A 25,317-nucleotide genomic window follows, 5' to 3' on the forward strand; every position below is an offset into this window, starting at 1 on the left:
CCGGCGCAGCTCCCGGCGACAGCTCCGGGACCGGAGCGATGGCCGGGCCGCGATCAGCGCTCCGAGCCGGTCTCGAGCAGCCGCTCGCGCACCAGACGCACCGCGCCGCGACTCCAGGAATAATTGGCGCCGAGGCGCAGCCCGCTGTCGCCGGCGACGACGAGTGCGCCACTGTCGGCCTGGCGGACGCGAAAACCGATGATGTATTCGGTGCGGCCGATCCGCCTGACGATGCCGAGCAGCGACTGCTGGGCGCCGACCGCGCGCGCCACTCGCGCCTCGCAATCGTCGCACTCACGCACCGGCTGCCCCGGCTTGATCTCGCCGGCGGCGTCCACGAGGCGATAACGCCCGGACTGCGCCAGCAGCTGCCGCACCGCGTCGGTCGCCTCCTGCAGCCCCTTCTGGTCGGACTCCGTCGCGCCGAGCGCAGCGCCTGCGCTGGTGTCGTCGAGCTCGAATGGCAAGAGTGCCAGCCGGATCGGCTCCGGCGGCGCCAGCGCGTCGCGAACCTGGCGCGAGACGAACATCTCGGCGCGCTGCCAGGCCTCGTCCGAGTCACCACGGAACGTGAAGACCTTGTCGAACAGCACCCGATGGGAGGTGACGTCGATGGCCGACGCCCGCGCCCACTGCACCAGGGTCGAGAGCTTCTGGACACCACCGGTGACCACGACGGTGGCGCCGGCCGCGGCCGCCATCTGCAACCGTGCCTCCGGCGACGCATCGGTCGGACAGGACGGAGCGCAGGACGGGCTGACCGGACGCAGCCGCGCATCCGCGGCGACATCGCGGCGGAGCGCGGCGATGAACGCATCCAGCCGCCGCTGATGCGCTGCGGTCTGATCGACCGGCTCGCCGGACGTGTCGAGATAGCTGAAATCATCGACCAGCACGGCCGGGACATCACCAGAGGCGGCGCGGACCGGGCCGGCCGCGAGAGCAAGCGCGAAAACGAGGCAACGGACGAGGCGGCGGTTCGACATGAGATTCCCCTGCAACGATGTCTGGCGCTCCGAAGCTAGATGCCGGCGCGGCATGGCCGCAGCGGCGAGGATCCCGGCGAGGCACGGGAAAATTTCACGACGGCACCGTCCACCGGGCCGCGGCGCTTTTGGCCCGGGCGGTTCTGCCGTTAAATGCCGGCGGGCTGGGCTGCCATGGACGCGCCGAAGATGTGGAGCCGCTACGACCTCAAATGCCGCCTGACGCTGCGCATCGCGGCGGTCTCGGCGCTCTGCTTCGCGGCGATCTGCGCCTATGTGCTGTTCGACACCGACCGCTCGGTGCATGCGCGCAACGCGCGGATCGCCGAGATCACGGCCCGGACGCTGCAACTGCAGCAGAGCAAGATGCATTGGGTCAACAGCCCGCCGGCCGGCTTTCCCGACCTCGACGCGGTCGCGGCCGCGGCGATGGGACCGGGGCTGTGCATCGCCTATCGCGGCGTCGACGGCGTGATCGTGCAGCGGATCTGCGGCGGCGCGGACGCGCAGGCGGACGATCCGCCCCGCGCCTTCGCGATGCCGTATCGGCGGCTGTTCGAGCCGGGCCGGGAAGCGGCACGGCCGGTCAGGTTTCGCGGCGAGAGGACCGGCGATGCGGTCGTCTGGATCGATGCCGGCGTCATGACCGCGGACGCCTGGCGCGAGCTCGGCCGGCTGCTGCCGGTACTGGGGACGGCGCTGCTGCTGCTGTGCGTGCTGGCCTACGCCGCATTGGCCCGCGCGCTGCGCCCGACCCGGCTGATCCGCGCCGGGCTGGAGCGGATCGCCGCCAACGATCTGTCGGCGCGGCTGCCACCGTTCGACCTCGCCGAGCTCTCGGCGATCCGCGATGCCTTCAATCAGCTCGCCGAGGGGCTGGAGACGGCGCTGGCGCAGCGCGGCGAATTGACCCGGCGCCTGATTGCCCTGGAAGACGACGAACGCCGCCACCTCGCCCGCGAGCTGCATGACGAATTCGGCCAGTCGCTGGCGGCGATCCGGGCGCTCGCAGCGTCGATCCGTCACAGCGCGGCGCAGGATTGCCCCGCTCTGGTCGGCGAATGCGACGGCATCGCGCGCACCGCGAGCGACATGATGGAGCAGTTGCGCGGCGCGCTGATGCGGCTGCGTCCGCCTGATGTCGACGAGCTCGGCCTCGCCGGCAGCCTCGAAGGCCTCGTGGCCGGCTGGAACCGGCGGCAGCACGGCCGCACCGTGTTCGAGATCAGCCTGTCGGGCGACGTCGACCGGCTGCCCGGCATCGTCGCCAGCAACGTCTACCGCATCGCGCAGGAGGCGCTCACCAACGCCGTCAAGCACGCCGGCGCGACGCGCGTGCGATTGCAGTTGACGCTTCAGGACGGGCCGGCCCAGTCGGCGCCCGAGAGCACGACCGTGCTCACCGTCGAAGATGACGGTCCTGCCGGCGATGCGCCCGACAAGCCGGGCATGGGCCTGCTCGGCATGCGCGAGCGCGTCGCCTCCATGGGGGGCCAGATGAGTTTTGCGGCCACGTCCGGCGGCGCGCGCCTCCGCGTCGAGATTCCGCTCCCGGCCCTGCCCGGCCTCTCGCCTGCGCAGCCGGAAACGGCCTACGCGGCATGACGACGCCCGCCGGCACCATCCTGCTGGTCGACGACCATGCCGTGGTCCGCGAGGGCTACAGGTCGATGCTGCAGAAGCAGCCGGGGCTGCGCGTGGTCGCCGAAGCCGCCGATGGCGCCGAAGCCTACCGGCTGTTCAAGGAGGTCAGGCCCGATCTCGTCATCATGGACCTGACGATGCCGGGCGTCGGCGGCATCGAGGGCATCCGCCGCATCCGGCAATGGGATCGCGGCGCGCGCATCCTCGTGTTCACCATGCATGAGAATGCCGGCTTCGCGGTGCAGGCGATCCGCGCCGGCGCCCGCGGCTATGTCACCAAGAGCAGCCCGCCGGAGGCTCTCGTGCGCGCCGTCATGGACGTGCTGGCAGGCCGCATCGCGATCAGCCCCGACATCGATCACGAGCTCGCGCTCAGCCGCCTCTCCGGCGAGCGGGCCGCCGCCGAAATCCTGTCCGCGCGCGAGTTCGAGGTGATGCAGATGCTGCTGGCCGAACGGACCACCGACGAGATCGCGTCGGCACTGCATCTCAGCCCGAAGACGGTTGCCAACCTGCACTCGCTGATCAAGGACAAGCTCGGCGTCGCCACCGACATCGAGCTGGTGCGGCTGGCGCTGCGGCAGGGCCTGCTGAGCTGAGCCGGCGGGGCTTACATCCCCGCGAGAAAGCTCAGGAGTCGCCCTGCGGCGTTGCTGCCGCGTCCGACGCCGTGACCGGATCGTCGATCAGGTGAAACGCGCGCCCGAGCCGGCGCTGCACGCTCATCACGGCGCGGTCGACGTCGCTGATCAGGCTGTCGCCGAGAACGACGTGCGGGATCTCCCAGTTGCGGCCGCTGCGCACGTCGAGCGCATGAACCGCCGGCACGCGCGCGGTCTCGCAGCCCGGCTGCGCGCGAAGGTCCTCCTCGACCAGGCGGGTCAGCTCCGCCTGGGTCTTGCCGATGGTCGTCATCGCCGGCATCAGGGCCTGGTCGCGGGCATCAGGCCGAGCCGCTTGGCGATGATGCGATCGACGGTCCGTTTCGGAAGCACCCGCACGATCCATTGCCTCATGGCATCGGGCGCGATCTCGTAGCGCACCTTGGGCGCCGGCAAGGTCAAGGCGTCGGCGACCCGCGCGGCGATGGTCTCGGCCGGCAGCCCGGACTTGCCGAGATTCAGCATGAAGGCGCGGATCTTCTGCAACGCCGGGAAGAACGGCGAGGCCTGATACGGCGACAGGTCGACCTCGTCGGCCTTGGCCCAGATCGGCGTCTTCACCGCGCCCGGCGCGATGACGATCACGTCGATGCCGAACAGCATCAGCTCACGGCGCAGGCTCTCGGACAGCCCTTCGATCGCGTGCTTCGAGGTCGAATACGGCGCCAACAGCGGGTTGCCGTTGCGCCCGGCCACCGAGCTGACCATCACGATCCGGCCCCGCTCCCCTTTTATGGCGGGATCCGCTCCGAGCAGCGGCGCGAACGCCTGGGTCGCGATCACCGGGCCGATGACGTTGACCTCCATCTGATGCCGGAACTGCGCGATCGGCAGCTCCGTCACCGGCCCCGCGACGGCGATGCCGGCATTGTTGACCAGGCCGGCGAGCGCCTCGCCGGCGAGAGCCGCCCGCACCTCCTGCGCGGCCGCCTTCACCGCCGCCTCGTCGGTCACGTCGAACAGCAGCGGCGTGAAGTTGGCGCCGAGCTCGCTGCGCAGACGGTCTGCATCGGCCTGCTTGCGAACGCTGCCGAACACGCGAAAGCCGCGCGCGAGCAGGTGCTTCGAACAGGCGAACCCGATGCCGGTGGATGCGCCGGTGATGACGACGGATTTCATGGGGACCTCAACGATTTGCGCGGCGATTATCGCACGGGATGCGGCAAGATGCTGGCGCTGATTTTTCGCGTGAGGTCATCACCCGCCGAGCCTGCCCCGGAACAACAGAATACGGCACGCAACGCACGGCGCGTCGGCAAAACGGCCGCGGCAAGAATCGGATTTAAGTTTCAATGCTTGGGAGGATGAGAGCTGACGTGAGATCGAGGGCAGCGACCAAACTGGATGAAGGAAGGTTTGTGACCTTATGAGATCGTTAACCTTTCCGCCTCGCTCGCCTGTCTTCGCCGGGTCTACAAGGAGGTGATCGCACCTCATTCCATCGATTGTCCGGCGAATCTCCGAAACGCCGGGCTCCGACCCGTCTTCCCCTCTATGCGTATCGTCTTAATTTTCCGTATCCGTGTTTCCCCGGAGTACTACGCCCTCCGCCCCTAACGCATTGTTATCGCCCGTGCCGAAAACTGCCCCGGCCGAAAGCCTTGCAGCGGATCCCACACGCGTTGCTGTCGCTCCGGCAATCCGGACCAACGAGCGCGATCGTGTCACAGCCAGAACAGCTTCCGCTTTCAGAAAACTCCATCATCACCGAACTCGAAGAGGCCGTCCGCAGCGGCTCCTCGGCGAAGCGCGTCAACACGCTGCGCCAGGTCACCAACCTGTTCCTGCATGACGGCGAACGCCTCAGCGAGGACCAGATCAAGGTGTTCGACAACGTGCTGTGCATGCTGGTCTCGCGGGTCGAGACCCGCGCGCGGGCCGAGCTCAGCAAGCATCTCGCGCCGGTCGACTATGCGCCCGTCGAATTGATCCAGCAGCTCGCCCGCGACGATGAAATCTCGGTGGCCGAGAACGTGCTGATGCACTCGAGCCGGCTCACCGAGCATACGCTGGTGGAGGTCGCGGCGACCAAGGGCCAGGATCACCTGATGGCGATCTCCAGCCGCCCGCATCTGACCGAGGCGGTGACCGACATCATCGTCGACCGCGGCGAGCGCCGGGTCATCCGCAAGCTTGCCAACAACCAGACCGCGCGCTTCTCCGAGACCGGCTATTCCGGGATGATGGCGCATGCCGAGGACGACGACGAATTGTCCGAGATCATCGGGCTGCGCATCGACCTGCCCACCAAGCATCTGCGCGACCTCCTGCGCCGCGCAACCGAAGCCGTGCGCGCCAAGTTGATGGCCTCGGCGCCGCCGGCGTTGCAGCAGGAGATCAAGAAAATCCTCAAGGCAATCGCCGACGTTGCGCGCAGCGACGGCGGCCTGATCGGGCGCGACTTCACGCTGGCCGAAGAGGCCGTCAAGCGCATGAAGGGGCTGAACGAGCTCAACGATGCCGCCATCGCCTTCTTCGCCGAGACCCGCCGCTTCGGCGAGGTGTCCGCCGCACTCGGCCTGCTCAACAACGTCCCGACCGAGATGATGGCCAAGGTGCTGGAGGGCCCGCGCACCGACATCGTGCTGATCCCCTGCCGTGCCGCCGGGCTGGCCTGGTCGGTGGTGGCGAAGATCCTGACCCACCGGCCGATCAAGCACGCCATCGACAGCGACACGCTGAAGCTCGCGGAACGCGACTATTCCCGCCTGTCCCTCGACACCGCCCAGCGCACCCTGCGGTTCTGGATGGTGCACAACAAGGTCGAGAAGTAAGCGGCGCTCGCAAGCGATTCGCGCCGGAATTGATTCGCGCCTCACATCCCGCTGTCGTCCCTGCGAACGACAGCTGTGGGGCGTCGCGGGCGCCGGGTATCTCACGCCGAACGCGGCGGCCGAGAGAGTTCGCCACACGCAATCCACTCCAGCGCGTTATCGCCAGGAGATCACCGGGCGCCGGATTGACTTTGGTGCGCCCGCACTCCTACGGTGACGGCGACGGTGCCCCTCGACCGGGGCTCAATAGGGAATGCGGTGCCGGAGACGTCTCGCAAGGGACGTGACCGAAGGCCGCAGCTGCCCCCGCAACTGTAAGCGGCGAATCTCGCGTCAGAGGCCACTGGGAAATCTCGGTCCCGGGAAGGCGACGTGGAGGTGACGACCCGCGAGCCAGGAGACCTGCCGTCAGCCGTGGTCACACGCGAGGATGCCGGTCGGGGCGTTATTGGCATCGTTTTCAGGCAGGCCTGCAAAGGCGTGCATGAGACCTCGTTCGCGGTGACGTGCCACTGACGTCATGCCGAGGTCACTCGTGTCTCCCGTTCCCCATGCCAGGCGCCGTCGCGCCCTTCTGTCGTCGTTCTGCCTCCTCTCGTCGTTCGCGCTGCTCGGTCCCTCCCCCGCAACGGCGCAGCAATCCGCCTCGCCCGATCTGCTGCCGCCGGTCGAGGTCGACCCGCCGCACCGGCCGATCGCTCCGAAACCGGCCATCCCCCGCAGAGCCGGCAACGCCGCGCATCAACAGATGCCGGCGGCAAAGCCGGAATCGCCGGCCAGCCCGCCCGTCGCGGTCAGCCCGGCCGGCATCGTGACGCCGGTCGCCAACGTCGCGAATGCGATCACGGTGGTGACCGACAAGGACATCGCCGCGCAGCAGGCCCGCACGGTGCCGGACATCCTGAGCACCGTCCCCGGATTGAACGTCGTGCAGGCCGGCGGCCCGGGCGGCCAGACCAACGTCTTCATGCGCGGCACCAATGCCAACCACACCAAGCTCATCATCGACGGCATCGACGTCGGCGACGTCACCAACAGCAACGGTGCGTTCGATTTCGCGCATCTGCTCGCCGCCGACATCCAGCAGCTCGAGGTGCTGCGCGGGCCGCAGAGCGGGCTGTACGGCTCCGATGCGATCGGCGGCGTGATCTCGGTGATCACGCGCAAGGGCGACGGCCCGGCGCGGGCGACCGCCTCGGTCGAGAGCGGGTCGTTCAAGACCTTCAACCAGTCGGCCGGCGTCAGCGGCTCACAAAACAATGTCAACTACGCGGTCAATGTCGCGCATCTGCACGCCGGCGACGTGCCGGTGACGCCGTGGCAGCTGCTCCCGGCCGGGCAGAAGGCGATCGGCAACGCCTACGACAACGTGACCGCCTCGTCCAAGCTCGGCGTCGATCTCAACGAGGCCTGGACGTTGAACTCGGTGATTCGATACACCGACGCCACGCTGCTGTTCACCGGCGACAGCGGCTTTCCGAGCGCTCCCGATGCTATCAGGAGCAACCACACGGTCCACCAGCTGGCGACGCGCGAGGAAGCCGTGTGGTCGCTGCTCGGCGGCCGCATCAGGAACTATTTCGGCGTCAACTACGTGAACAACTGGTCGTCCGATCTGACGGCCGGCAATCCCGTGGCCGCGGTCGCCACGGGGGAACGCATCAAATATGACTGGCACGCGGTGACCGAACTGGCGCCGCACAACAATCTCGTCGTCGGGCTGGAGCAGCAGACCGAGCGGCTGAAAACAACTGATCTTTCCGCCGAGAACGGCAACAAGGCCGGCTTCATCGAGTTGCAGACGGAGTTCGCCAAACGCTGGTTCGTGGTGGCGAGCCTGCGCAACGACGTCAACGAGCAATTCGGCGGCCATGGCACCTTCCGGATCGCGCCGGCGGTGATCCTGCCGGTCACCGGGACCAAGCTGAAGGCGAGCTACGGCACCGGCTTCAAGGCGCCGACCTTGAGCCAGCTGCACCAGGATTTTCCGGCCTTCAACTTCTTCGCCAATCCCAACCTGAAGCCGGAGCAGAGCACCGGCTACGACGCCGGCTTCGAACAGCCGCTGTTTTCGGATCGCATCCGCTTCGGCGCGACCTACTTCCACAACAGCATCACCAACCTGATCAATTTCAACGCGACCTTCACCTCCTACGCCAATGTCGGCCTCGCGACCACCGAAGGCACCGAGAGCTTCGTGACGGCTGATCTCACCGACCGGATCTCGCTGCGTGCAGACTACACCTTCACCCGCGCGGTCGATGCGGCCACCGGCCAGCAGCTATTGCGGCGGCCGAAGGAAAAATGGAGCGCCACCGCGACCTGGCAGCCGATCGATGCGCTGCGCCTGTCGGCCACCGTGCTGAGGATCAGCGACTGGCTCGATGTCAGCCGCGACGGCATGACCACCGGCCTGGTCGCGCCCGGCTATACGGTCGTCAACCTGCGCAGCGACTACGCGCTGTCCAACCAGGTCAAGCTGTTCGGCCAGATCGATAACCTGTTCAACCGTCACTACCAGAACCCGACCGGATTCCTCGCGCCGGGCTTCGGCGTGTTCGGCGGCCTCCGGGTGGCGACATCGGGCGTGCAGTGACGGCGCCGACCACGATGCCGGCGGCTGACAGAAGCTGCCGAAATGACTACAATCGCAACAGAAGGAGATGTTCCATGGCTTTCGACATCCTTGCCTCATCCAGCTTCGGGGCTCGCCTCGCGCCCGTCCCGCAGCGGCATGCCGCCGCGTTCTGCTTCGCGCTGCTGACCACGGCCTGCGCGCTGGCGAGCTTCGTGTTCGCCTGCGCGACGCCGTTTGCGGCCTTCGCCGTGATCGCAGCCGCCATGCTGCCGCTGCGCTCGGCGCTGCCGGCGATACTCGGCGCCTGGCTGGTCAACCAGGGCATCGGCTTCGGCGCCCTGCACTATCCCGTCGACGCCAACACGCTGGCCTGGGGCGCGATGATCGGCGTCGCGGCGCTCAGCGCCACCGTCATAGCCCGCATGGCGCTGGCGGCCTTGCGCACGGCACCAGCGCCGGCCGCGTTTGCCGTTGCGCTCCTCAGTGCCTACGCCGCCTATGAGCTGGTGCTGCTGGCCGCCACGCCCGCACTCGGCGGGGCCGCAAGCTTCGCGCTCCCGATCGTCGCCCGCCTCGGCCTGACCAGCGCCGCCTGGCTGGTCGGCCTCGTTGCGGTCAGTGAGATCGTCCGCCTGCTGACCCCACTGGTCTCGCGCCGCGCGGCCTCCTGACCGGCGACCATCTCCTAGCCACCAAACAAAAACGGCGGGCCTCGGCCCGCCGTTCTCATATCCGATCGTCGTCGCAAGCTCAGTTCTTGCTCTTGTCGACCAGCGCGCCCTTCTTGATCCAGGGCATCATGTCGCGCAGGCGGGCGCCGACCTCCTCGATCGGGTGCTGCGACAGGCGGGCGCGGGTGGCCTTGAACGAGGACTGGTTGACCTTGTTCTCGAGCATCCAGTCGCGCGCGAAGCGGCCGGACTGGATGTCGTCGAGCACGCGCTTCATCTCCGCCTTGGTCTCGGGGGTGATGATGCGCGGGCCGGTGACGTACTCGCCGTACTCGGCGGTGTTGGAGATCGAGTAGTTCATGTTGGCGATGCCGCCTTCATAGATCAGGTCGACGATCAGCTTGACCTCGTGGAGGCACTCGAAATAGGCCATCTCCGGCGCGTAGCCGGCCTCGGTCAGGGTCTCGTAGCCGGCCTTGATCAGCTCGACCAGGCCGCCGCACAACACCGCCTGCTCGCCGAACAGGTCGGTCTCGCACTCTTCCTTGAAGGTGGTCTCGATGATGCCGGCGCGGCCGCCGCCGATCGCCGACGCATAGGACAGGCCGAGGTCATGGGCGTTGCCCGAGGAATCCTTGGCGATCGCGATCAGGCAGGGCACGCCGCCGCCGCGCTGGTACTCGGAGCGGACGGTGTGGCCGGGGCCCTTCGGCGCGATCATCAGCACGTCGAGATCGGCGCGCGGGTCGAGCAGATTGAAGTGCACGTTGAGGCCGTGTGCGAACACCAGCGCGGCGCCCTGCTTCATGTTGTCGTGCAGGTGCTCGCGATAGATGTCGCCCTGCAGCTCGTCGGGGGTCAGCATCATCACCAGGTCGGCCCACTTGGCGGCCTCGGCGACTTCCATCACCTTGAAGCCGGCGCCTTCGGCCTTCTTGGCCGAGGCCGAGCCCTTGCGCAGCGCGATCGCGACGTCCTTGACGCCGGAATCCTTAAGGTTGAGCGCGTGGGCGTGGCCCTGGCTGCCATAGCCGACGATGACGACCTTCTTGCCCTTGATCAGGTTCAGATCGGCGTCGCGATCGTAGTAGACACGCATTGTCGTTTCCTCTTTGAGATGGCCGGAATTGGCTGAAAAGTCAGACGCTTGGGTGAGGCACGGGCGGCTGCGCCCGGACGAAATCCGGCCCGTGTCTAGAGCATTTTGGGTCCCGTTGGAAACCCCGATCTCGCATGGCGGCGGCGTCCTTCATGCGTCCATGAAGACGGGATAGAGCGAGGCGAGCAGCAGCGCGGCCATCAGGATGTTGAAGGCGCGGACCGCACGGTCGGAGCTCAGCAGCGGCCGCAGTGCGGTGCCGAACAGGGTCCAGGTGACGGTCGAGCCGATCGCCATCACGAAGCTGATCGCGACCTGCAGCCCGACATTGGCCGGAAAGCTGGCAATCGCGGCATAGGCGGTGATGGTGCTGATCACCATCACCCAGCCCTTGGCGTTGACCCACTGGAACAGCGCCGCGCCCCAGAACGACATCGGGCCGCGCGGCGTGGTGTCCTCAGGCTTGGTCGATCCGGACAAGGCGATCGCAACCGCCAGGTAGATCAGATAGGCCGCGCCTAGATATTTCAGAACGTCTTGCAGGACCGGGTAGCGGATGAACACCGTGGCCAGCCCGAAGCCGACCGCGCCGACCATGAAGGCGAAGCCGAAGCTGACGCCCATCATGTGCGGCACCGTGCGGCGGAAGCCATGGGTGACGCCGGAGGACAGCAGCATGATGTTGTTCGGCCCCGGCGTGAACGCCATGACGAAGGCAAAGGTGACGAAGGCGATGAGGAGCTGCTGGGACATCAGGACGTTCTCGCCGCAAGCAAGCACTGACTTGCGGTCACCTGCGCATGGCGGCCGCGCCTGTCGCGGCGCCGGCAGTGCAACCTCGCCCCGCTTGCGGGGAGAGGTCGGATTGCATCGCCAGATGCAATCCGGGTGAGGGGGTACAGGTCTAACGGCGAACGCTCCCCGTGCGGCTGCCCCTCACCCCGACCCTCTCCCCGTAAGAACGGGGAGAGGGAGCGCACCGTCGCCTGCGCGAAAGTGAGACTCACCAATCTGCCGCTCATAGCTAGCCCTGCCCCGCCGGCTTCTGCAGCACATACGTCGCGTGCATCGGGGCGTGATAGTCGGCGGACACCGTGACGAAGCCGACCTCGGCCAGCATGCGCTCCATCACCCAGGCGAAGGTGGAGTTCTCGTCGCGCATGTGGGTGATGACGCTATCGCGGGCGAGATCGTGGTTCTTGATGTTGAAATCCGCCCATTGCTCAACCGAGCGCTCCGCGCCGTCGGGCATGGAGACATAGACGATGTCGCGCAGGAAGAACTGCGCGCCCGGCTTCAGCGCCGCGAAGATCCGCGCCAGCGCCACCGCCTTCCAGAAGTCTGGCAGGTGATGCAGCGTGAACTCGCTGGCGATCAGGTCATAGGTGGCAGCCTCATAGGCGAACGACAGCAGCCCCGCCGAATGCATCCGCACCGCGGTACGGCGGTCGCGGGTGTAGATCTTGGTCAGCGCCAGCATCGCCGGCGAGATGTCGATGGCGTCGACCACGGCCCCCATCAGCGCCGCTTCCGTCGCCAGCACGCCATTGCCGCAGCCGATGTCGGCCACCCGCCAGCCCGGCTTGACACCGAGCATCTTCAACGCGGCGCGCGCACGCTCGTCGGCATCGTCGCCCGAACCGTAGATCGAGGCCACGGCATGATCGAGACCGATCCGGTTGCGTTCGTTGTAGTACCAGTCGCGCGCCAGCATGGCTCACATCCCTTCCGGTCCCCGCCCGATCGCCGCAATGCCGGTCCTGGCGACCTCGACCAGGCCGAGCGGGCGCATCAGATCGATAAACTGAGTGATCTTGTCGGTGTTGCCTGTGATCTCGAACACGAAGCTCTCGGTGGTGGCGTCGATCACCCGGGCGCGGAACGCATCCGCCAGCCGCAGCGCCTCGACGCGCGGCTCGCCGATGCCGCGCACCTTGACCATCGCGAGCTCGCGCTCGATCGCGCGCTTGGTCAGCGTCATGTCGACGACGCGATAGACCGGGATCATGCGGTCGAGCTGATGCTTGATCTGCTGGATCACCATCGGCGTGCCGGTCGTGACGATGGTGATGCGCGACAGGTGCTTCTGGCTCTCGGTCTCGGAGACGGTGAGGCTCTCGATGTTGTAGCCGCGGCCGGAAAAGAGGCCGATCACCCGCGCGAGCACGCCCGGCTCGTTCTGCACCAGCACCGACAGCGTGTGCGTCTCGTTCGGATCGTGGCGGTCTTCGATGAAGTAGGCGGAGGCTGGCTGGTTCATTGGTGTCCCCGTGGTGTGTCTGCCGTCATGTCCGCGCAGGTGGGCATGCAGTACTCACCGGCGTTCGTGAGACTCACGACTGCCGCGGCGTACTGGATCGCCCGGTCGAGCCGGGCGATGACGGCGGTGTGTGTGGCGTGCGGAGTGCCCATCAAGACACCCCTGCCATGTCTTCAGCGGCCGCGGGCATCACCCAGCGCCTGAACAGGTCGAGATCGATGTTGCCGCCGGTCAGCACCAGGCCGACGCGCTTGCCGGCGAGCCTGCCCTTCTCCTGCAGGGCGGCTGCGAGCGGCGCCGCACCGGCGCCTTCTGCGAGATTGTGGGTGTCGGTCCAGAGAATGCGCACAGCCTCGGCGATCGCGGCATCGCTGACCTGCACGATGCGCGAGGCGCCCTTCAGGATGATGGCGAGCGCATCCGCATCCGGGCTGCGCGTTGCGAGACCATCGGCGTGGGTGTCGGCGCTGTTGGTCGTCACCACGGTCCGCGCGGCGAACGACAGCGCGTAGGACGGCGCCTCGGTCGACTGCACGCCGACGATCTCGGTCTTCAGGCCCAGGAGATCGCGCGCCAGGATGCAGCCGCAGATGCCCGAGCCCTGCCCGATCGAGACGTAGAGCACGTCGAGATCGGGGACGCTGCGCAACAGCTCCAGCGCGTAGGTCGCGACGCCGCGCACGAGATCGCGATGAAACGACGGCACCATGTGCAGGCCGTCGCGCGCGGCGTGGCGCCCGGCTTCCTCGCGCGCTTCCTGGAAGTCGCTGCCATGCTCGATCAGCTCGGCGCCGAACGCCGCCATCGCGCGGTTCTTCTCGACCGAGTTGCCCTGGGGCACGTAGATCGTCACCGGCAGGCCGTTGCGGCGGCCGGCGAAGGCGATGCTCTGGCCATGATTGCCGCGGGTCGCGGTGATCAGGCCGCGGACATCGGGCTGCGTGCGCTTGAGGCTGTCGACATAGACCAGCCCGCCGCGCACCTTGAAGGCCCCGGCTGGGGTGTGGTTCTCGTGCTTGACGACGACGTGCGTCCCCAGCCGCTGCGCCAGCAACGGCCACGCATGCGCGGGTGTCGCCGGCACCGCGGCGCCGACGATGGCGTGGGCGGCTTCGAGCTCAGCGAGCGTGAACATGGAATTGCTCATTTTTCAGAAGCGGACAGCTCCAGGCGCCGCTGCGCTCCCTCTCCCCGTTCTTACGGGGAGAGGGTCGGGGTGAGGGGCAGACGCACGGGACGTGCGCGTGGTGAGACCTGTACCCCCTCACCCGGATCGCATCTGGCGATGCGATCCGACCTCTCAGCGCGAGCGAAGCTCGTCGCGCCCCCGCAAGCGGGGAGAGGTTGAGAGCCAGACTGCCGAACGCGCGTGCCATCACCGCACCATCACTCCTGTCGAACTCACACCAGCGCCTTGCCACCCGCGAACGCGGCGGCCGGATCGGATGCCTCGGCCGGCAGGATCATCTCGTTGTGCGCCTTACCCGAGGGGATCATCGGGAAGCAGTTTTCGAGCGCGGCGACGCGGCAGTCGAACAGCACCGGCTTCTTGACCGAGATCATCTCCTTGATCGCGCCGTCGAGGTCGCCGGGCTTGCTGACCTGCAGACCAACGCCGCCATAGGCTTCGGCGAGCTTGACGAAGTCCGGCAGCGCCTCCGAGTAGGAATGCGACAGGCGGTTGCCGTGCAGCAGCTGCTGCCACTGGCGCACCATGCCCATGTACTGGTTGTTGAGGATGAAGATCTTGACCGGCAGCTCGTACTGCACGGCCGTCGACATCTCCTGCATCGTCATCTGCACCGAGGCGTCGCCGCCGATGTCGATGACCAGGCTGTCGGGATGCGCCACCTGCACGCCGATCGCCGCCGGCAGGCCGTAGCCCATGGTGCCGAGGCCGCCCGAGGTCATCCAGCGGTGCGGCTCCTCGAAACCGTAGAACTGCGCCGCCCACATCTGGTGCTGGCCGACCTCGGTCGTGATGTAGGTATCGCGCCCGCGCGTCAGCTCGAACAGCCGCTGGATCGCATATTGCGGCATGATCACGTCGCGGTTCGGCTTGTAGGCCAGCGAGTTGCGCGCGCGCCAGACGGCAATCTCCTGCCACCACGACTTGATGTCCGGCTTCTTCGCCTCGGCCCTGAACACCTGCAGGATGTCGGCGAGCACGTCGCCGCAATCGCCGATGATCGGCACGTCGACGCGGATGTTCTTGTTGATCGAGGACGGATCGATGTCGATGTGGATCTTCTTCGAGCCGGGCGAGAACGCGTCGGTGCGCCCGGTGATGCGGTCGTCGAAGCGCGCGCCGACGCACAGCATGACGTCGCAATCATGCATCGCCATGTTGGCCTCGTAGGTGCCGTGCATGCCTAGCATGCCCAGCCAATTCTTGCCCGAGGCCGGATAGGCGCCGAGCCCCATCAGGGTCGAGGTGATCGGGAAGCCCGTGACCTCGACCAGCTCGCGCAGCAGCTTCGAGGCGTCGGGCCCGGAGTTGACGACGCCGCCGCCGGAATAGATCACCGGCCGCTTGGCCGAGGCCAGCAGCGCCACGGCCTTGCGGATCTGCATCGCGTCGCCCTTGACGCGCGGCGAATAGGACACGTGGACGTCCGACTTGCGCGGCGGATGATAGGTGCCGGTCGCGAACTGCACGTCCTTCGGCACGTCGACCACGACCGGGCCGGGACGGCCCGTGGTGGCGACGTAGAACGCCTCGTGCAGCACCTTGGCGAGGTCGTTGACGTCGCGGACCAGCCAATTGTGCTTGGTGCAGGGCCGGGTGATGCCGACCGTGTCGCATTCCTGGAACGCATCGTTGCCGATCAGGTGCGTCGGCACCTGGCCGGTGATGCAGACCAGGGGAATCGAATCCATCAGTGCGTCCGCCAGCGGCGTCACCATGTTGGTCGCACCGGGGCCCGAGGTCACCAGCACGACGCCCGGCTTGCCGGTCGAGCGCGCATAGCCTTCGGCGGCGTGGCCGGCGCCCTGCTCGTGGCGGACCAGGATGTGCTGGACCTCGCTCTGCTGGAAAATCTCGTCATAGATCGGAAGCACCGCGCCGCCAGGATAGCCGAAGAGGTGCTGCACGCCGTGGTCGATGAGCGCGCGCACGATCATCGCGGCGCCGGTCATCTGGTTCGGATCGTGGCTCTTGTCGGTCATGGCGGGCTCCGGATCGCTTCTCTCAGCGGCTGGTCGTTTGGTCGGCTGGTTTCGGTAGCTGTTCAGGATCGGTCGTTGGTGTCGGGGCAATAAATCGGGGCAATAAAAAAGGGCCCTGGAAGGCCCTGCGCACCGCTCGGATTTTGGATGGCCGCTAGCCATCCCCGGCGGTGCGCCTGGGTACGACGGCGATAAGGAGGATGGTAATAAAGTTGCGCATGATGCCGAGCGGGCTTCCCAAAGGTTGCGCGAACCATAGCCAGGGATGCCCCAATGTCAAGGCAAAGCCGTCTCGTCAGCGCGATTTTGCGATGTTAACGCGGAATTTTCCGTTCGGCGAGCGGTAATTTGGCCATCACGCCGTCATTGCGAGCGAAGCGAAGCAATCCAGGGGCCCCACTCGACAACTCGGGATCGCTTCGTCGCTGCGCTCCTCGCGATGACGATCAGAGGGATGCCACCCACGCCCGCGCCGCCTCGGGGCTCATCCACTCGAACTCCGGCAACTGGTGCCGGAACCAGGTGAACTGCCGCTTGGCGTAATGGCGGGTGTCGGCCTTGCCGATGGTGGCCGCCTCCTCCCGCGTGATCTCCCCTCTGATATAGCGCATCAGCGCCGGCACGCCGTGGGCCTTCATCGCCGGCAGCAGCGGATCGAGGCCGCGTGCCGCCAGCCGCTCGACCTCCTGCAACGCGCCGCGCTCCAGCATCAGATCGAACCGCGCGTCGATCCGCTGATATAGCGCCTCGCGCTCGGGAGCGATGAACAGCGCCCGAGTGCTGCCCGCCGGCAGCAGCGGTGGCGTCGTCTCCGCGTGCCAGTCGGCCAATGGCCGACCGGTGGCCTCGATCACCTCCAGCGCGCGGGCCACGCGGGTGCGGTCGCGGACGTTCAGCCGCGCGGCCGCCGCCGGATCGCGTCGCGCCAGCTCGGCATGCAGGGCCTCGACGCCGTCGCGATCGAGCCTGAGGCGCACCGCGTCGCGCACCTCCTCCGGCACGGGCGGCACCGCGGACAGCCCTGATGTCAGCGCCTTGAAATACAGGCCGGTGCCGCCGATGAAGATCGGCAGCCGCCCGGCCCGCTGCACCTCGCCCAGGATCTCGGCGGCATCCCGGACAAAATGGCCGGCCGAGTAGTTCACGCTGGCATCAACATGGCCGTAGAGCCGGTGCGGCACGGCGGCCTCCTCGTCGCAGGTCGGCCTTGCCGTCAGCACCCTCAGATCGCCGTAGACCTGCATGGAATCGGTATTGATGACGACCCCGCCCGCTTTTTGCGCAAGTTCCATCGCCAGCGCCGACTTGCCGCTGGCGGTCGGCCCTGCGATAAGCACCGCTTTGTTGATCCCTGGCAAAGTCACCTGATGTCTCTCGTCGCCACCTTCATCTGCAATCCCGCCGATCCCGCGCTTGATACCACGATCGTGGAGGCCTTCCTGGCCGTGCTGCCGTCGCCGGGCACGCCGCGCTGGCTGTTCGACGAGGTCGCGATCGACATCCCGTTCGCCCATGACGGCGAGGTCCACAAGCTCGAGGCGCGCCTGCGCGACCTGCGCGGCGACATGCCGATCGACATCGTCGTGCAGGCGGAAGCGGTCCGGCGCAAGAAGCTTTTTCTCGCCGACATGGACTCGACCATGATCGGCCAGGAATGCATCGACGAGCTCGCCGACTTCGCCGGGCTGAAGCCGCGCGTCGCCGCCATCACCGAGCGCGCCATGCGCGGCGAGATCGCGTTCGAGCCGGCGTTGCGCGAACGCGTCGCATTGCTGAAGGACCTGCCGGTGAGCGTCGTCGACGAAGTCCTGACCAAGCGCATCAAGCTGACGCCGGGCGGCCGTCATCTGGTGATGACCATGCGCGCCAACGGCGCCTATACCTGCCTGATCTCCGGCGGCTTCACGCTGTTCACCAGCGCCATCGCGGCCAAGATCGGCTTCCAGGAGAACCGCGCCAACGAGCTCGTCGTCGACGGCGGCAAGCTCACCGGCGAGGTGCGCGAGCCGATCATCGGCCGCGACGCCAAGCTCGCCACCCTGATCGAGCTGCGCGAGTCGTTCGATCTCGACGCGATCGACACCCTTGCGGTCGGCGACGGCGCCAACGACCTCGGCATGATCGAGGCGGCCGGTCTCGGCGTCGCCTATCACGCCAAGCCAGCGGTCTCGGCCGCCGCCTCGGCCCGCATCGACCACGGCGACCTCACCGCCCTGCTCTATGCCCAGGGCTACACGCGCGATCAGTTCGTGGACTGACGAGACTGCGGCCGCGCGGCAGGCCATTAATCAATGGTTTTGCGAACGCTCGAAGATTGCAGTCGTATTGTCCATGGGCGAATCGCCGCCCAAGCAAAGCCGTTACCAAAGCCCTGCCTTCATCGGCTCTCGATCAGCGCATCATCAGGATTTTGTTTCAATCCAGCGCACTCGCACGCAACTCCATTCCAATCTCATTTCAGATCGCAAATCACATCATTCACCTTCCGCATCAAGGCGGCACGCGAACTGCCATTTTAACCGCATCACCAATCCATGAATTGTCAAATCATGCTGCAGCGCATATAAAGCTGACAACGCTAGGGAGTGTCCAAGGAAGCGAAAGCGATTGCAGGTGATGCAATCGATCATCGTCACAAAAGGACCTCTCGATGACCATCAAGCACATCATTCCCGGCTCTCTCCTTGCCCTCGCGCTGCTGAGCAGCGCTGCCGTAGCCGGCGAGCTGCCGAGCTACGAAGTGGGCGCGCTGCCGGCGTCCCCGCACCAGCTCTCCGTCATCGGCGCCTCTGCCGCCGCGCAGCAGACCGTTGCGATCAATGCGGACAGCACCGCCACCCCGGTCCAGCTCTCTGTGCTCACCCAGCATCGTCGCAGCGCCGCTCTCGCCGTGCCGGCGACCGTCGGCAGCGTTCGCAACTGATCGACAGGCCGTCTCCGCCATCAGGCAACTTGCTGCTGCTTCTCCCCGCAGGTCGGCGCGACCGTGGCCGAGGGCAGCAGCAGGAGTGCCGATGCGCTCGCCGCCGCGCAGACCGGCGCAGCGACCCAGAATACCCACGCGTAGTTCGGTACTTCGCCTGATCTCCCCAACACCGCGCCGAGCACCGCGATGCCGATCGCAAAGCCGGCTTGGCGCATGACGACCGTCACAGCCGCGGCCATCCCAGCCTGATCGGCCGGGACCAGCGCAACCACGGCCCCCGACAATTGCGGATGGGCCAGCGCGGCTCCGCTTCCGATCACGGCCATTGCGATGTGCACGAGCCACGACCGGAGCGCCGGATCGGGCATGGCCAGCGCGCCGACGAAGACAAGATTGCCCAGGGCGATGATAGCCAGCGCGACCGTGAAGTGCCGCCGCCATCCCCACCGGACGACCAGTCTTGCACCGAGCGGCGGCAAGACCAGCATCGGCAACGTCGCCGCGAGCATCGCAAACCCGCATTCGGAGGCAGTCCAGCCGAACGTCGCACGGAGAAAACCCGGCAGGAAGACCAGCACGGCCCAGTAGCCGAGCGATACGGCATTCAACAGCAGCGCGACGGCAACCATCGCGCGGTTGAGGAAGATCGCTGGATCGAAGATCGGCTGCGTGCGGCGCCGCTGCTGCCAGAGGAAGGTCGCCCCAAAAAGCGCCGCCAGCACGACCCCCAGGATCAGTTCCGGTCCGCCGTGACCGTGCAGCAGGGTTGCAATCAGCATGCAGAGCGCCGCGCTAAGAAGACCCATCCCGAGATAATCGAGCGGACGCCGCGCCGAACTGCGCATTTCGGGAACGAGCCGGGGAATGCTCCAGGCCGCCAGCAGGCACGCCGGCAGATTGGCGGCGAAGATCCAGCGCCAACCGATCCACGCGGAAATGCCGCCGCCGATGCTCGGTCCGACCGCCATCGCAACGCCCGAGACGACGCCGAGCCCCCCCAACACGCGCGTGCGCGAGGCGGCCTGCGGATAGAGAGCGGCAATCAGCGCAATGCCGCCGGTCATCACGAAAGCCGCGCCCAGTCCCTGCAACACCCGCGCGAGCCCGAGGGTCAGGCCGTCGGCCGACAGCGCGCACACGACCGATGCGGCGGCAAAAACGAGGTTGCCGCCGAGCATCGCTCGGCGACGGCCCAGACTGTCGGCGAGAGCGCCCGCGACCAGAAGCGCCGCCGTGAAGGCGAGGCTGTAGCCGTCCATCATCCAGGCCTGGCCGGCGATCCCAAGCCCAAGCTCGTCCGCGATGGTGGGCAAGGCCACCACCACGGCGGTCACATCGAAATTGGTGAGGAAAGCCGCCAGGCTCAGGGCGAGCGCCGGCCACATGGACGGCGCCGTTGCGACGTCGGCCGACGATGACGTGGAACGGGCTGTCGGCATTTGGCGGCCTTCGTCATGGGGAGGGACGGGCCAAAGATATGGCCGGCGCACCCATTCACGTCAGCATGAATCTCGTTCATACTTGGCCAATGCGATCTCTTCCGCCATTCGACGGTCTCGTTGCCTTCGAGGCCACCGCCCGCCACCGCAGCATGACCTTGGCAGCGACGGAGCTCGGGCTAACGCAGAGTGCTGTCAGCCACCGGCTGCGCAAGCTCGAGACCTATCTCGGCGCCAAGCTGTTCAACCACCGCAGCGGGACCGGACTGTCGCCGACGACGGCCGGCACCTCGCTGCTCACGGAGATCGTTGGTCTGCTCGACGAGATGGCGCTGCTGCGCGCGCGCTACCGCGCCGCCGCGCAGCCCGCGGTGTTGAAGGTCGGCGTGAGCGCAGCCTTGTCGCACTACTGGCTGGTGCGTCGGTTGCCCGGCTTTCTGTCCAGACACGGCGATGTCGGCGTCGAACTCGTCGTCGCCGAGAGCGAGGCTCAGGCGCGCGCAGCTGATGTCGATCTCCAGGTGCTGTGGTTGCCGAAGGCTGCGGCGCGCGCGAGCTCGACGCAACGGCTGCTGTTCAGAGAGCGCGTCTTTCCGGTCGCCATGCCGCGCCTGTTGCCGCGCGGCCGCGCCTTGCACGATGTCCGCAATCTCGCGAACTACCCCATCATTCACAAGGGGCGCGCCGGCCGCGACGACGGCGCTGAATGGTCATGGCCCGCATGGTTCGAGAGGCTCGGCCTCGGCGCGGAGGCTCCCGTCGGCATTCGGGTCGATACGATCAGCCTGGCGCTCGCCGCAGCGATCGAGGGCGCCGGCGTGGCGCTGGGACGATCGCTGCTCGTGCATGACGCACTGGCCGAGCGCCGCCTGACGCGCGTCGTTTCGGCCGAATGGGACGTGCCGTCCAGCAAGGTGCATGTCGTGCGCTGGCCGGCCGTGCTCAGCAGCGATACGCGCGTCCGGTTTTTCACGAACTGGCTCGCGAGCGAAGCAGCGCTGCTCTCCGATAGTGAGTGATGCGTAGACAGGATATGGAGAAGATTTCTTGAGTGACATCATCATCCGCGCCGCGACCAGCGAAGACGCGCCGGCCGTCGCGGCGCTCCATGCGGCGAGCTGGCGCGACGCCTATGCCAACATCCTCGCGCCGGAGTTTCTCAGCAGCGCCATCGACGCCGACCGGCGCGCGGTCTGGACGCAGCGGCTCGGCACGCCGGCCGTGGATCAACTCGTCAACGTCGCACGCGACCCGGCCGGGTTGATGCGCGGCTTCATCTGCTGCTATCGCGACGCCGACCCGGTGTGGGGACATCTGGTCGACAATCTTCACGTCGCGGCCGAGACCAGAGGCTCGGGGCTTGGAGAGCGGCTGCTTCGCGGCGCGGCTCGCCTGCTTTCGGCAGGCGCGTCACACTCTGGATTGCACCTCTGGGTCTTCGAGGCCAATGTCGCCGGCCTCCGGTTCTACAGGCGGCTTGGCGGCCGCATCGTCGACACCAAGCCCTCCAGCATTCCCGCGGCTGACGGAAAGACCGTCCTGCGCGTGCATTGGCCTGACATCACTCAGCTCGCCTGATCCGGCATCGCCGGTGCGCGCAGACATACAGCCCGCAAGCCGCTGAGCCCAGTTTGCATCATCCCCCCGACGGGTCCGGGAATTGTCATCGCCGGCAGCGGCGTGCCAAGACAAAGGATATCATATGCGCTATTGCGCAAATACGAAAATACGCATATATCGCCGCCATGTCCGATCCCGTCGCGCTGCTCGCCGCTCTGGCCGAGCCGACCCGCCTCGCAGCCCTGCGCATCCTGTGGGATGGCGGCGAGCATTGCGTCTGCGAGCTCATGCGGCAGCTCCGAGCCAGCGCATCGCGCATGAGCCGGCACATGTCCGCCCTCAAGGCCGTCGGTCTCGTCGTTGACCGGCGTGACGCCCAGTGGGTCCGGTATCGGCTGAACCCTGACCTGACGCCCGATCGCCGCGCCATCGTCAACGCCGTCATGGCGGCCATGCCTGAGCCGAACAGGAACGCAGCATGAAAACCGAAACTTCAACCTATCCTGACGGGTCGGCATCGGCTGTGATCTGGATCGTCGCGACGGCCGCTGCGGTCGCGATGTGGTTTGCGGTCTACTGGCAGCTGGAAGCGTTCTCGGCATGGCTGGTGTCGTCGCTGCCGGTGCCCCGCGACAGCCATCTGGAAGAAGCCGCGCGGTTCTTCGTGTTCGACGCGCCCAAGGTCCTGATGCTGATGACGCTGGTCGTGTTCGGCATGGGCGTCGTGCGCAGCTTCTTTTCAGCCGAGCGAACTCGCGCATTGCTCGCCGGCAGGCGCGAGGGCCTCGGCAATGTCGCGGCTGCAATCCTCGGCGTATTCACTCCCTTCTGCTCGTGCTCGGCGGTGCCGCTCTTCGTCGGCTTCGTCTCCGCTGGTGTCCCGCTCGGCGTGACCTTCTCGTTCCTCATCGCGGCGCCAATGGTGAACGAGGTCGCGCTCGGCCTGCTGTTCGCACTGGTCGGCTGGAAGATCGCCGCGATCTATCTGGCCTTCGGCCTGGCGGTCGCGATCGTGGCGGGATGGATCATCGGGCGCCTGCGTCTCGAAGGCTGGCTCGAGGAATGGGTTCGCAACGTGCGCGCCGGACAGGCGGATCTGCAGCCGGATTCACAGAACGTGGCCGATCGCATCCGGGCCGGAATCGAGGCGGTGCGCGACATCGTCGGCCGCGTCTGGGCCTGGATCATCGTGGGCATCGCGGCGGGCGCATTCATTCACGGCTATGTCCCGAACGACCTGCTCGCCTCGATCATGGGCAAGGACCAATGGTGGTCCGTGCCGGCCGTGGTGCTGATCGGCGTGCCGATGTACGCCAATGCTGCGGGCATCATTCCGATCGTCGAGGCGCTGCTCGGCAAGGGCGCGGCGCTGGGAACGGTGCTCGCCTTCATGATGAGCGTCATCGCGCTTTCGTTTCCCGAGATGCTCATTCTGCGCAAGGTGCTGACGCTCCGGCTGATCGCCGTCTTCGCGGGCGTCGTCGCCGCCGGCATCGTCGCCGTCGGCTATCTCTTCAACGCCCTGTTCTGATGAAAGGACAAGCCCCATGAAGAACGTCAAGATCCTCGGCTCCGGCTGCAAGCGATGTGTTCAGACCGCAGCAATGGTCTCCGCGGAAGCAAGCAAGCTCGGCATCGAGATCGAGCTGGAAAAGATCACGGACTTCGCCGACATCGCCAGGTTCGGCATCGCCTCGACGCCGGGCGTGGTGATCGACGGCAAGGTCGTCCATGCGGGCGGCCTGCCGAAACCAGAGGACATGGCGAAATGGCTGTCGACGTGATGTTGCGTCTGCTGCTCGCAGCCGTCCTCCTGCTCGGCCCGGTTGTCGTTGCGCGCGCCGATGAGCCCACGTGGACGCGGCGGATCATCGCGCCGGACACGGCGCTCAAGGCGGCACAGGCGGCGCTCGCCGAGTGCCGCAAACGCGGCTGGCAGGCCGCCGTGACCGTGAGCGATCCGTCGGGGCTTGCGCTGGTCACCCTGCGCGACCGTTTCGCTGGCTGGCATACGCTGGAGGCCGCGACGGGCAAGGCGCGGACGGCGGCGAGCTGGCGCGAGGCGACGAGCACGCTCGCAGCCCGGCTGGCTCGACCGGACGCCGCGGAGCGGGCCATCGTCAACGTTCCCGGCGTTGTCATGGTCGGCGGCGGCATGCCAATAGAGGCCGCTGGCCAGCAGGTCGGAGCGATCGGCGTATCCGGCGCGCCCGGAGGCGACAACGACGACATCTGCGCGAAGGCCGGCATCGAAGCGGTCGCCGCGGACATCGCATTCTGAGCGCCTGGAGGGCGAGCCACGAACGAGAGCGGCCACTGCTCGCCAATTCCGGAGGATGCTCGAATTGTCTGACACCATGCCCCAATTGGACGAAGCCTCCTTCCATCCGATCGACCGCGCCAAGCTGCTGGAGCCTGAGCTCTCCTCCCACCCTCCACGCATCCTGCTGCTGTACGGATCGCTCCGGCAACGCTCGTTCAGCCGCCTCCTCACGGAGGAAGCGGCGCGCGTCCTCGCGCGCTATGGCGCGGAGACACGCACCTTTGATCCGCGCGGACTGCCGCTGGTCGACGACGCCGAGCCGGATCATCCGAAGGTCCGCGAGCTGCGCGATCTCGTGACCTGGTGCGAAGGCATGGTGTGGTGCTCGCCCGAGCGGCACGGCGCGATGACCGGCGTGATGAAGACCCAGATCGACTGGATCCCACTGTCGCTCGGGGCCGTCCGGCCGACGCAGGGCAAGACGTTGGCCGTGATGCAGGTCAGCGGCGGCTCGCAGTCGTTCAACGCCGTCAATCAGCTGCGAGTGCTCGGCCGCTGGATGCGCCTCATCACCATTCCGAACCAGTCCTCGGTGCCGAAGGCCTTCGCGGAGTTCGACGACGCCGACCGCATGAAGCCGTCGCCCTATTACGATCGCGTCGTCGACGTGATGGAAGAGCTCGTCAAGTTCACGCTGCTGACGCGCGACCGGGCTGAGTATCTGGTCGACCGCTATTCCGAGCGCAAGGAGAATGCCGAGGCGCTGTCGACGCGGGTCAACCAGCGATCGCTGTGAGGCTCCGGCCGCGCGCTCCACCCTGCCCGGAACGTCGTCGCCGGCCGGCGGAGGCGTTGCAGGAGCTTCTGAAAAAAATAATCTTCTTGCGCTTTATCTGAAATCATGATTATCTCCCCGCATCCCGCCTCACTGCGGAGGGGCGTTGCGCGCGATCGTCACGACACGCGAGGTGGGGATGCGATGGCCGCGGTGAAGCCGCAGCGTGTCTTCGGGCACGCCGACGAACGGCTTTGCTGCGGACGTGAAATCGCAGCGTCCTGATACCCCGACGCTGGTATCAAGCCGCGATGGCGCTGATGTGCCGCGTGGTGATGGTGGCCAACAAGCCCGGCGCACCAGGGAGACTGCGTATAAGCGTGAAGACCGTCGCGCAGGGAATGCCGGAGTGTTCGGCTTTGCCTGTGGTACCTGCCGCCTGCATTTTTTTCGCAGGCGGGCCATGGGTGAGGCCTTCACCCGGCATTCCCTGCGCCCTCTGCATGATT

Annotated in this window: 26 protein-coding genes and 1 riboswitch; of the genes, 14 read left to right on the forward strand and 12 right to left on the reverse strand. The window is 67.0% G+C overall.

What is annotated here, in order from left to right; genetic code table 11:
• Positions 1–53: 53 nt before the first annotated feature.
• On the reverse strand, positions 54–986 hold the full coding sequence (locus tag QX010_RS31975) for a DUF2380 domain-containing protein (RefSeq protein WP_316183557.1): 933 nt from the start codon (positions 984–986) through the stop codon (positions 54–56).
• Between the two features lie 189 nt (positions 987–1,175).
• Between QX010_RS31975 and QX010_RS31980 the strand changes: the two genes are divergently transcribed.
• Together QX010_RS31980 and QX010_RS31985 are read left to right on the forward strand one after the other, a co-directional pair.
• On the forward strand, positions 1,176–2,591 hold the full coding sequence (locus QX010_RS31980) for a sensor histidine kinase (protein ID WP_316183576.1): 1,416 nt from the start codon (positions 1,176–1,178) through the stop codon (positions 2,589–2,591).
• The gene (locus tag QX010_RS31985; protein WP_316183558.1) at positions 2,588–3,229 is read left to right on the forward strand and encodes a response regulator transcription factor; all 642 of its coding nucleotides are present in this window, start codon (positions 2,588–2,590) and stop codon (positions 3,227–3,229) included. Before QX010_RS31980 ends, QX010_RS31985 begins: the two co-directional genes overlap by 4 nt.
• Before the next feature lie 31 nt (positions 3,230–3,260).
• On the opposite strand, the gene QX010_RS31990 is transcribed toward QX010_RS31985, so the two are convergent.
• Complete coding sequence (locus tag QX010_RS31990; protein WP_315805576.1) at positions 3,261–3,554, reverse strand: hypothetical protein; 294 nt, start codon at positions 3,552–3,554, stop codon at positions 3,261–3,263.
• On the reverse strand, positions 3,554–4,411 hold the full coding sequence (locus QX010_RS31995; protein ID WP_316183559.1) for an SDR family oxidoreductase: 858 nt from the start codon (positions 4,409–4,411) through the stop codon (positions 3,554–3,556). Before QX010_RS31995 ends, QX010_RS31990 begins: the two co-directional genes overlap by 1 nt.
• A 542-nt stretch (positions 4,412–4,953) precedes the next feature.
• Between QX010_RS31995 and QX010_RS32000 the strand changes: the two genes are divergently transcribed.
• The 3 genes from QX010_RS32000 to QX010_RS32010 all read left to right on the forward strand — a co-directional run bounded on the left by QX010_RS32000 (position 4,954) and on the right by QX010_RS32010 (position 9,315).
• On the forward strand, positions 4,954–6,066 hold the full coding sequence (locus QX010_RS32000; RefSeq protein ID WP_316183560.1) for a DUF2336 domain-containing protein: 1,113 nt from the start codon (positions 4,954–4,956) through the stop codon (positions 6,064–6,066).
• 206 nt (positions 6,067–6,272) lie between these two features.
• A riboswitch (cobalamin riboswitch) is annotated at positions 6,273–6,491 on the forward strand.
• A 95-nt stretch (positions 6,492–6,586) separates the two neighbouring features.
• Complete coding sequence (locus tag QX010_RS32005; RefSeq protein WP_316183561.1) at positions 6,587–8,662, forward strand: TonB-dependent receptor plug domain-containing protein; 2,076 nt, start codon at positions 6,587–6,589, stop codon at positions 8,660–8,662.
• Positions 8,663–8,736: 74 nt separating this feature from the next.
• A complete protein-coding gene (locus tag QX010_RS32010) occupies positions 8,737–9,315 on the forward strand; it encodes a hypothetical protein (RefSeq protein ID WP_316183562.1) in 579 nt (192 codons plus the stop codon).
• A 79-nt stretch (positions 9,316–9,394) separates the two neighbouring features.
• On the opposite strand, the gene ilvC is transcribed toward QX010_RS32010, so the two are convergent.
• The 7 genes from ilvC to miaA form a co-directional block, all read right to left on the reverse strand.
• Positions 9,395–10,414 (reverse strand): ketol-acid reductoisomerase, encoded by a 1,020-nt coding sequence (gene ilvC, locus QX010_RS32015; RefSeq protein ID WP_012029143.1) that lies wholly within the window; start codon positions 10,412–10,414, stop codon positions 9,395–9,397.
• A 150-nt stretch (positions 10,415–10,564) separates the two neighbouring features.
• Positions 10,565–11,167, reverse strand: a complete 603-nt coding sequence (locus QX010_RS32020) for a LysE family translocator (protein WP_316183563.1) — start codon at positions 11,165–11,167, stop codon at positions 10,565–10,567.
• A gap of 271 nt (positions 11,168–11,438) precedes the next feature.
• Complete coding sequence (locus tag QX010_RS32025) at positions 11,439–12,128, reverse strand: class I SAM-dependent methyltransferase (RefSeq protein WP_316183564.1); 690 nt, start codon at positions 12,126–12,128, stop codon at positions 11,439–11,441.
• Positions 12,129–12,131: 3 nt separating this feature from the next.
• Positions 12,132–12,674 (reverse strand): acetolactate synthase small subunit, encoded by a 543-nt coding sequence (gene ilvN / locus QX010_RS32030; RefSeq protein ID WP_315725898.1) that lies wholly within the window; start codon positions 12,672–12,674, stop codon positions 12,132–12,134.
• 151 nt (positions 12,675–12,825) lie between these two features.
• A complete protein-coding gene (locus QX010_RS32035) occupies positions 12,826–13,809 on the reverse strand; it encodes a threonine dehydratase (RefSeq protein ID WP_316183565.1) in 984 nt (327 codons plus the stop codon).
• A 266-nt stretch (positions 13,810–14,075) separates the two neighbouring features.
• Positions 14,076–15,845 carry an acetolactate synthase 3 large subunit gene (locus QX010_RS32040; RefSeq protein ID WP_316183566.1) on the reverse strand — a complete coding sequence of 590 codons (1,770 nt, stop codon included), beginning with the start codon at positions 15,843–15,845 and terminating at the stop codon, positions 14,076–14,078.
• 446 nt (positions 15,846–16,291) lie between these two features.
• Complete coding sequence (gene miaA, locus QX010_RS32045) at positions 16,292–17,209, reverse strand: tRNA (adenosine(37)-N6)-dimethylallyltransferase MiaA (protein WP_316183567.1); 918 nt, start codon at positions 17,207–17,209, stop codon at positions 16,292–16,294.
• 3 nt (positions 17,210–17,212) lie between these two features.
• On the opposite strand from miaA, the gene serB reads away from it, so the two are divergent.
• Positions 17,213–18,103, forward strand: a complete 891-nt coding sequence (gene serB / locus QX010_RS32050; protein ID WP_315805565.1) for a phosphoserine phosphatase SerB — start codon at positions 17,213–17,215, stop codon at positions 18,101–18,103.
• 392 nt (positions 18,104–18,495) lie between these two features.
• Positions 18,496–18,768, forward strand: coding sequence for a hypothetical protein (locus QX010_RS32055; protein WP_316183568.1), 273 nt, complete (start codon positions 18,496–18,498; stop codon positions 18,766–18,768).
• Positions 18,769–18,788: 20 nt separating this feature from the next.
• Here the strand turns inward: QX010_RS32055 and QX010_RS32060 are convergent, their stop codons facing one another.
• Positions 18,789–20,210, reverse strand: coding sequence for an MFS transporter (locus QX010_RS32060; RefSeq protein ID WP_316183569.1), 1,422 nt, complete (start codon positions 20,208–20,210; stop codon positions 18,789–18,791).
• Between the two features lie 89 nt (positions 20,211–20,299).
• Here QX010_RS32060 and QX010_RS32065 point away from each other — a divergent pair, with 89 nt between their 5' ends.
• From QX010_RS32065 to arsH, 7 genes are all read left to right on the forward strand, one after another.
• Positions 20,300–21,229, forward strand: a complete 930-nt coding sequence (locus QX010_RS32065; RefSeq protein ID WP_315805562.1) for a LysR substrate-binding domain-containing protein — start codon at positions 20,300–20,302, stop codon at positions 21,227–21,229.
• Positions 21,230–21,257: 28 nt separating this feature from the next.
• Positions 21,258–21,788, forward strand: coding sequence for a GNAT family N-acetyltransferase (locus tag QX010_RS32070; protein ID WP_315805561.1), 531 nt, complete (start codon positions 21,258–21,260; stop codon positions 21,786–21,788).
• 167 nt (positions 21,789–21,955) lie between these two features.
• Complete coding sequence (locus QX010_RS32075; RefSeq protein WP_316183570.1) at positions 21,956–22,252, forward strand: metalloregulator ArsR/SmtB family transcription factor; 297 nt, start codon at positions 21,956–21,958, stop codon at positions 22,250–22,252.
• Positions 22,249–23,301: a permease gene (locus tag QX010_RS32080; protein ID WP_316183571.1), complete on the forward strand. Its 1,053-nt coding sequence runs from the start codon at positions 22,249–22,251 to the stop codon at positions 23,299–23,301. The genes QX010_RS32075 and QX010_RS32080 overlap by 4 nt, the downstream gene beginning before the upstream one ends.
• Positions 23,302–23,317: 16 nt before the next feature.
• Positions 23,318–23,554 carry a thioredoxin family protein gene (locus QX010_RS32085; protein ID WP_316183572.1) on the forward strand — a complete coding sequence of 79 codons (237 nt, stop codon included), beginning with the start codon at positions 23,318–23,320 and terminating at the stop codon, positions 23,552–23,554.
• Positions 23,539–24,051 carry a heme-binding protein gene (locus QX010_RS32090; RefSeq protein ID WP_316183573.1) on the forward strand — a complete coding sequence of 171 codons (513 nt, stop codon included), beginning with the start codon at positions 23,539–23,541 and terminating at the stop codon, positions 24,049–24,051. Before QX010_RS32085 ends, QX010_RS32090 begins: the two co-directional genes overlap by 16 nt.
• A 55-nt stretch (positions 24,052–24,106) precedes the next feature.
• On the forward strand, positions 24,107–24,829 hold the full coding sequence (gene arsH, locus QX010_RS32095) for an arsenical resistance protein ArsH (protein WP_410052003.1): 723 nt from the start codon (positions 24,107–24,109) through the stop codon (positions 24,827–24,829).
• Positions 24,830–25,109: 280 nt separating this feature from the next.
• On the opposite strand, the gene QX010_RS32100 is transcribed toward arsH, so the two are convergent.
• The coding region (locus QX010_RS32100; RefSeq protein WP_316183574.1) for a hypothetical protein at positions 25,110–25,317 on the reverse strand (208 nt) is incomplete at its 5' end.

Origin of the sequence: Bradyrhizobium sp. SZCCHNRI1009, from assembly GCF_032487575.1 — a bacterium.
In the GTDB taxonomy this organism is placed as follows: domain Bacteria; phylum Pseudomonadota; class Alphaproteobacteria; order Rhizobiales; family Xanthobacteraceae; genus Bradyrhizobium.